Source organism: Bacillus sp. JJ1127, from assembly GCF_036965845.1.
In the GTDB taxonomy this organism is placed as follows: Bacteria; Bacillota; Bacilli; order Bacillales; family Bacillaceae_G; genus Bacillus_A.
Genome location: NZ_JBALQK010000164.1, coordinates 1 through 6,821 on the forward strand (window position 1 = coordinate 1; position 6,821 = coordinate 6,821).

A 6,821-nucleotide genomic window follows, 5' to 3' on the forward strand; every position below is an offset into this window, starting at 1 on the left:
CTTCTTCTATAAGATACTCTTTAACATCATCTTGTTTACTACCAAACATACTACTTATTCCCTCCTTTCTCAATGGTCTCTTTTTAAATATATTAACATTTAAATTTGTATATATAAACATTTAGTGAATTCAATAGAGTACAATAATAGTACTCTATTACAAAATAAAGAAAAAATCCCCACACATTGTGTAGGGATCAAGAGTGAAATAGTCGGGTAACTATCCTCATAGGGGTAGAGGGAGCAACCGTGCCGTGAAGTGCAAAGTAACTTGCAGAAAATGTAATTATGTAGTCGGTTCCTCATTATTTAAGTAGCTGGTTTAATATTCGTTTACCAAAAGCCATAATTTTTGTAACCAATTCAATTTTTATTAGGCGCTTGATTTCAATGGAATATGATATTTTCAAAAATAATTATCAAAACGATTGCCACAAATGTTTGCCAAAAGTGTACGGTGCATTTTTATCCTTTTATTGGAATCTATTTTGTATTTGCCAGCACAGATACTCCTTTTACCCCATTTACCTATTTCACGAGTTTGAGAAAACACAAAAAGGGCTTTTCCCAAGTCGAAGCATTCAAAAAAAGATAGTAAATATCTTCATTTGATGTTCAGCCCAAGAAAAGCCCTTTTTAATAGTTGATGATTACGGATATAGGTTATAACCAATATATCTCGCTGTAGCTCACCATCTCAACATTCAACTGTTTGTATCGAGTTACTCGAAGAAAAAACAAACAGGAAACAAAATAAACAATAAACTAATAATAATAATTTAATTGTATATTGAGAAAGAGTAATTGACAACAGTGATTCTAGCATTAAGTATGATATTGACCTTTCCATGTTGCTAGCAGGAAAGTATCAAACCCTTTTGGATTTCCACACAAGCTCATAAAAATCTTTCCACGTATTTCGAATTAATACCCATGATGCAGATAATAAGTCAATAAAAATAAGTATCAATACCGGATAGATTAACCATAAAAAATTATCCATTATATCACATTTTAAATAATTCTTTTTAATCCAACATTCAAAATATCAAGTAATTGGATTATTTCTTTTTTATCTTTATTAATACCGTTAATAACTAATTCTTTTTCTGTTGCTTGCTTAAATTCAATAAATAGCATTTTAGCTTCAGTTAATAATTCATCAGAATAATGTTTGCTGATACCGTTATTTGAATTAAGATAAATAATTAAGTTTACTACTTTAATAACATTTAGGGCAATTGTTTCTTGAGGTAATTGGCTTAATAATTTCCCTGCGGCTCCACCTGCAATAGCACCTAAAATACCACTTCCACCAGCTAAAAGAGTCATTCCTCCGGCCATTCCCAGTCCGCCTGCAGCTATTGATCCCCCTCCTAAAATTGCTAAACCAGAAGCAGTAGCTGCTGCACCAGATAATCCCATTAGGCCACCAATAGCTGGAGCGATAACAGGCATAGCTAAAATAATTGCAATTGCAGATGCGCCCATTAGACCATATATTCCCCATTTTAGGATGGATGTGCTCTCTTTTTTTACATCTTTATAAAATAATTTGGTATTTTTTATGATTTGTAGACCTAGATCATTTAAACCCATTCGTTTTGAAATGTCATTAATTGTACCTTCAAAATCTACCTCTTTGCCCGCTGCCTCAAGGGAATCATGTGCATAATATATTGGCGTATGAACTATTTCTTGTAGAATTAAAAAGAGCTGAGCTTTCCCAATCTCCGAATTTTTGAAATTGTTAATTAAATCATCGATTGAACATATTATGTTTGAACTTGAAGAAGGTAGATTTTGATCATACCATTTATCCATCCATAGCTCTTTTTTTTCAATCCTTTTTTCAATTTTAGTAATGGCATTATTTATTCGATTTTGCTTGATAGAATTAAAAAAACCACTCTTTCCAATTGTCTCTATTTCTTTATCTTTTTGAATATCTAACTCTTTTTCTTCATTATCAATATCTTTTTCTATGCGCTCCAATATTAACTCTTGAAGTAGTACATAACCTGTTTCGTCTAATCTAAATGTTTTGGAAAGTTCCATGTTAAACTCCTTTAATCAATAGTCTTTTATCATGCTTTAATTGGCCCAAGTGTAGTGTTGCATATATTATGTTACAAATTAATTTTCGATAATACGGTGATATTTGTAGCGAAATAGAAAAGAGATTCTTGCAACACTGTTAATGCCTTAACGTACAGCAAAATGATTAAAAAGATTTGAATGTGATTGTTACGTATCCAGCATGTTTTTCCCCATTTTCTATATAATCAGTAGTTTGCGCGATGGATACAAATTTATCTTCATAATCTGGTATTTTTACAGTAGTATTTGTATTTTCTAATCTTTCCATTACTGCTGCGTGAACGTCTTCTGAGTTGAATTTTAGTCCTCCCTGATGATCAACTATACTAAGTAATTTAAACAAATCAACATAACTCGTAGTACTTTCTGTATCATCTTTAAAACCTTGTAATGTAATAGACTTTGAGTTCGTTTGAGATATCTTCATGTTATAGTTTCGTGATAGCTCGATAAACTCGCCTTTATTCAAGCCTAATTGATATGATGTACCTAACATAGAATTCGCTAACTGTACAAATTCTGGATATTGATATGTATCACCACACGATGAAAATCTAGAATCTAGTGTTTTATTGATAGTGTTTTTTTCTGGGTTTGTAAGTATCGCATTATATGAAAATTCTGCGTATTGTTCGCGTTTCACTAAATCATTACCTAGGTAATTTCCAGAACCATCACCCCTAGATATATTATTGGCTAATAGTGCATTTGCATATAGCTCCGCCCAATGATTTTTTGGTATGTCCTTGAAGCTTACTGGTGTATTAAAGTTTAAGTTAAAAGCTTTTTGTAGTACAACTGCCATCTCATATCGAGTTCCCTCGCGTATATATTGGATTTCATCAAAAACAAGCAACACGTTTGATGATCTATAAATTAACAGAGCCTGAACATACGAAGCGATTAGAACGGCACAAAAAAGAAAACAGACGAATGCCTAAATACGCAAGTGGAATCAACTTATTTATTACAAATATAAAAGAAACAGATATGAAAGCACATGAGATTTATCAGCTCTATTCCCTTCGATGGCAAATTGAAATTTTGTTTAAAACATGGAAATCTATTTTTGGCATTCATGAGGTTAAAAAGATAAAACTCGAACGATTCCAGTGCCATTTGTATGGGCAGTTGATTGCGTTATGTCTTATCGCAAGTATAACTTATAAAATGCGGAGGCTCATATGGGAGAGGAAACATAAAGAAATCAGTGAATATAAGGCAACGTATATTACCTATATTTATTTTCCAAGTATACTCGATGTGCTGTTCACATCCTGTCGAGACATGATTCCCATTCTTGTCAGATTGTTCGAAGACCTATCGAAAAATGGTAGGAAAGCACATCGGTATACCAAATATTCACCATTTGATATTCTTGGCATCACTCAAGAATATACAAATTCACTTCAACACACCGCTTAAAAAAATAAGTATGTTGAAGTCTTATTTGAGTATGTCCAAATATAGAAACTTGTATTCTATATCTAACAAAAATACNNATCTGGAGTATTTTTGTTAACTTGATGGCTATGGCCACATTATGGCACCTCTTTTATATGTAAGGAATACTAGAAGAAGCCTACCTTCTAGTCTATTCCCATTTATAAGTCCAAAACTGCTCCATTTGTAACCATTTTAACGTTGCAGCATCTTTATTTTTCAGCTTCACTTCTGTTTCTTCAAGCATCGCTTCCGTTTGAGAACGATGTGCACGTAAAGCTGCTAACTTTTGATCAAATGCTTCGCTAATGTTATTCACCACATCGGGTTCACCTAATACTTCTTCACGATTTTTCGTAATTGCAACAGCGTGAATAACCGGACGCGTTTCTTTTGGCATACGTGATACTGCACGAACTGTAGCACGACCAAATGCATCATGGTCTGGGTGAACACCATGTTCTGGATAGAATGTAATAATTCTTGATGGCTGTACATCGCGAATTACCGCTTCAATTTTATCTGCTACAAAATCTACATCTTCAAACTCTAACGTTTTATCATGAAAACCAAGCATTCTTAAATCTGTAACGCCCATTGCTTCACATGCATCTTTTAATTCCTTTTCACGGATACTTGGAATTGTTTCACGGTTTGCAAATACACCTTTCCCCATGTTACGTCCCATTTGTCCAAAGGTTCCACATGCATAGGTTACAGGTACTCCTTGTCTTGTTAATAAACTAATTGTTCCTCCTGCTGCATAGGATTCATCATCTGGATGCGGAAATACAACAAGTACATGTCTCTCCATACGTTTCCCTCCTTCTTATTTAAATGGCGTTAAGCTTAATTCAAGTGCTACTGCTAAACGACCTTTATTATCGTGCCCTGCTAGTAATAAACGATCTTGCTCGTCTACTTCCCAATGTGTAATGCCTTCAGCATATACCCAGCCATGATTCATTTTGAGACCAACTCGGTATGGATTTGTTCCGGTTATTTTCCCGCGCTCAAAACGGATAATTGCATTGCGAATGAATGCTCCGACTGTCATCATTTTTTCATTAATATGTGAAGCATATGCTCCATTTGTCGTTTCTAAATGAATATATACATCTTTATTTACAAAACGTTCGATTTCATGTTGAATAACAGCGCTATCTTTTACTATTTCCATCGGATTTCACCTCTTCAAACCATTTTACGCAAAAATAATGTAAATTGCTATCTCTATATTAGAGGACAATGCTCACTTTGCATAATAATTTGCACTTTGTTTTTTATTTTCTGTTACGGTATGTGAAATTCTATTCTTCCTCTCTATTGTAAATAGTTTTCTTTCTTTTTTGAATTTGCTACAATAGAGTTTATGCGGAGGGATGCATTTCGACAATTTAATACATATTTTAAAGAAGGTGACATGTTGGAACATTCAGCACATGAAGTAGCAAATTGGCAATATTATTTTGCAATTGCCGTATTTTTAGTGACATATGGATTTATTATTTCCGAGAAATTGAACCGTGCTGTAATTGCACTGTTCGGTGCTGCCATTATGATTATTTTTGGAATTGTAGACTTACATACTGCCTTTACATCACATATTCAATGGGAAACGATTACCCTTTTAATTGGAATGATGATTCTCGTACATATTACGAGCCAATCTGGTGTATTTGAATATGTAGCTATTAAAGCAGCAAAAGCAGCAGGCGGAAAGCCCATTCGAATTTTATTATTTCTATCCCTATTAACCGCTGTCGGCTCTGCATTTTTAGATAACGTAACGACTGTTTTATTAATTGTTCCTGTTACATTATCTATCACGCGTATTTTAAAGGTACAACCTGTTCCTTATTTGATTTCTGAAGTATTATTTTCAAATATTGGTGGTACCGCAACGTTAATTGGTGATCCTCCAAATATTATGATTGGATCTGCTAATAAACATTTAGATTTTAATGCTTTTTTACTTAATTTAACTCCAATTGTAATTATTATTTCTGTTGTTACATTAGGCATTATTTATTTTATGTATCGCAACAAATTAAAAACAACACCTGAACAAATTGCCAAGCTTATGGCCTTAAATGAAAAAGACTATATTCGTGATCGAAGCCTACTCCTAAAATCTCTTTCTATTTTAGGACTGACAATTCTCGGGTTTGTTCTTCATTCGATTATTCATGTGGATGCGGCAGTTATTGCGATGACTGGTGCTACACTCCTTATGTTAATCGGCGTGAAACAACATGAATTAGAAGATGTATTCGCTCATGTAGAATGGGTAACAATTTTCTTCTTCGCTGGATTATTTGTTCTTGTTGGCGGATTGATTGATATCGGCCTTATTTCTTCACTTGCGAAAAAAGTGATTGACGTAACAAATGGCGATATCGGTTTTGCAGCAGTTCTCATCTTATGGGTATCTGGCGCCGCATCAGCTACTATTGATAATATTCCATTTGTCGCAACGATGATTCCACTTATTCAAGATTTAGCATCAGGACTTGGACTTTCTGCTGATTCCCCTCAAATTGAAGTACTATGGTGGGCATTATCACTTGGCGCTTGCTTAGGAGGGAACGGAACGTTAATCGGAGCATCAGCAAACGTAGTTGTTGCAGGTATCGCTAACCGCGAAGGACATGGATTTTCTTACCTTGACTTCTTAAAAATTGGCTTACCGTTAACGATCGTTGCATTATTATTATCACATGCTTATATATATTTACGTTATTTAATGTAAAAAGGTTTGCAGCATATTGCTGCAAACCTTTTTTATCACCAAAATATCCCGATAATTGCTAATGCTCCTAAAATAATACCACCAATTTGTCCAACAATTGCTGGTGACAATTGAACACCTTTTTTCACTTCAACAATCGGCCTTTCATGCCGAAGCTGTTGAACCTCACTTTGCAATTGATGCATACTGCCATGTAATTCTTTTACAAGTTCTTTTAACTCTACTATCTCTTCATTTACTGGTTTTGGCTTTTCTAAATTCATCTGACAAGACTCCTTATTTTAATCCATATGTTGTAAAAATTCGCCATCTGTTCTATCTTATCCTGCTCAATATATGCATTTTATTGAATATGCTTATCTCGCTATTTGTGGACAGTACAGCAAAGAAGGTAGCTAGGAAATCAAATGCCCGTAAAAACTCAATTGGTGCAGGCTGATAACCAGTAGAGGATGAATCCCCTACTGTTAAAGTTTTACTTTATGTCAAAGAATTTACCTTACCATATACAAAAAAGATAAAATCG

General features: G+C 34.0%; 6 protein-coding genes and 1 pseudogene. 2 read left to right on the plus strand and 5 right to left on the minus strand.

The genetic code is table 11. The annotated features are described in order from the left end of the window. Positions 1-1,014: 1,014 nt before the first annotated feature. Both V7183_RS16640 and V7183_RS16645 read right to left on the minus strand, forming a co-directional pair. Positions 1,015-2,058 (minus strand): hypothetical protein, encoded by a 1,044-nt coding sequence (locus V7183_RS16640; RefSeq protein WP_335360211.1) that lies wholly within the window; start codon positions 2,056-2,058, stop codon positions 1,015-1,017. 166 nt (positions 2,059-2,224) lie between these two features. Next, positions 2,225-2,905 (minus strand): S-layer homology domain-containing protein, encoded by a 681-nt coding sequence (locus tag V7183_RS16645; RefSeq protein ID WP_335360212.1) that lies wholly within the window; start codon positions 2,903-2,905, stop codon positions 2,225-2,227. Between the two features lie 2 nt (positions 2,906-2,907). On the opposite strand from V7183_RS16645, the pseudogene V7183_RS16650 reads away from it, so the two are divergent. Beyond that, a pseudogene (locus V7183_RS16650) lies at positions 2,908-3,437 on the plus strand (transposase); the annotation flags it as partial. Between the two features lie 257 nt (positions 3,438-3,694). Here the strand turns inward: V7183_RS16650 and bshB2 are convergent. Next, positions 3,695-4,357, minus strand: a complete 663-nt coding sequence (gene bshB2 / locus V7183_RS16655; RefSeq protein WP_335360213.1) for a bacillithiol biosynthesis deacetylase BshB2 — start codon at positions 4,355-4,357, stop codon at positions 3,695-3,697. Positions 4,358-4,372: 15 nt separating this feature from the next. After that, positions 4,373-4,723 carry a YojF family protein gene (locus tag V7183_RS16660; protein ID WP_097899838.1) on the minus strand — a complete coding sequence of 117 codons (351 nt, stop codon included), beginning with the start codon at positions 4,721-4,723 and terminating at the stop codon, positions 4,373-4,375. Positions 4,724-4,969: 246 nt separating this feature from the next. Between V7183_RS16660 and V7183_RS16665 the strand changes: the two genes are divergently transcribed. Next, entirely contained in the window at positions 4,970-6,295 is a 1,326-nt protein-coding gene (locus V7183_RS16665; RefSeq protein WP_097899837.1) for an ArsB/NhaD family transporter, read from the plus strand. 35 nt (positions 6,296-6,330) lie between these two features. Here the strand turns inward: V7183_RS16665 and V7183_RS16670 are convergent, their stop codons facing one another. Then, complete coding sequence (locus V7183_RS16670) at positions 6,331-6,558, minus strand: hypothetical protein (protein WP_335360214.1); 228 nt, start codon at positions 6,556-6,558, stop codon at positions 6,331-6,333. Positions 6,559-6,821: the final 263 nt, after the last annotated feature.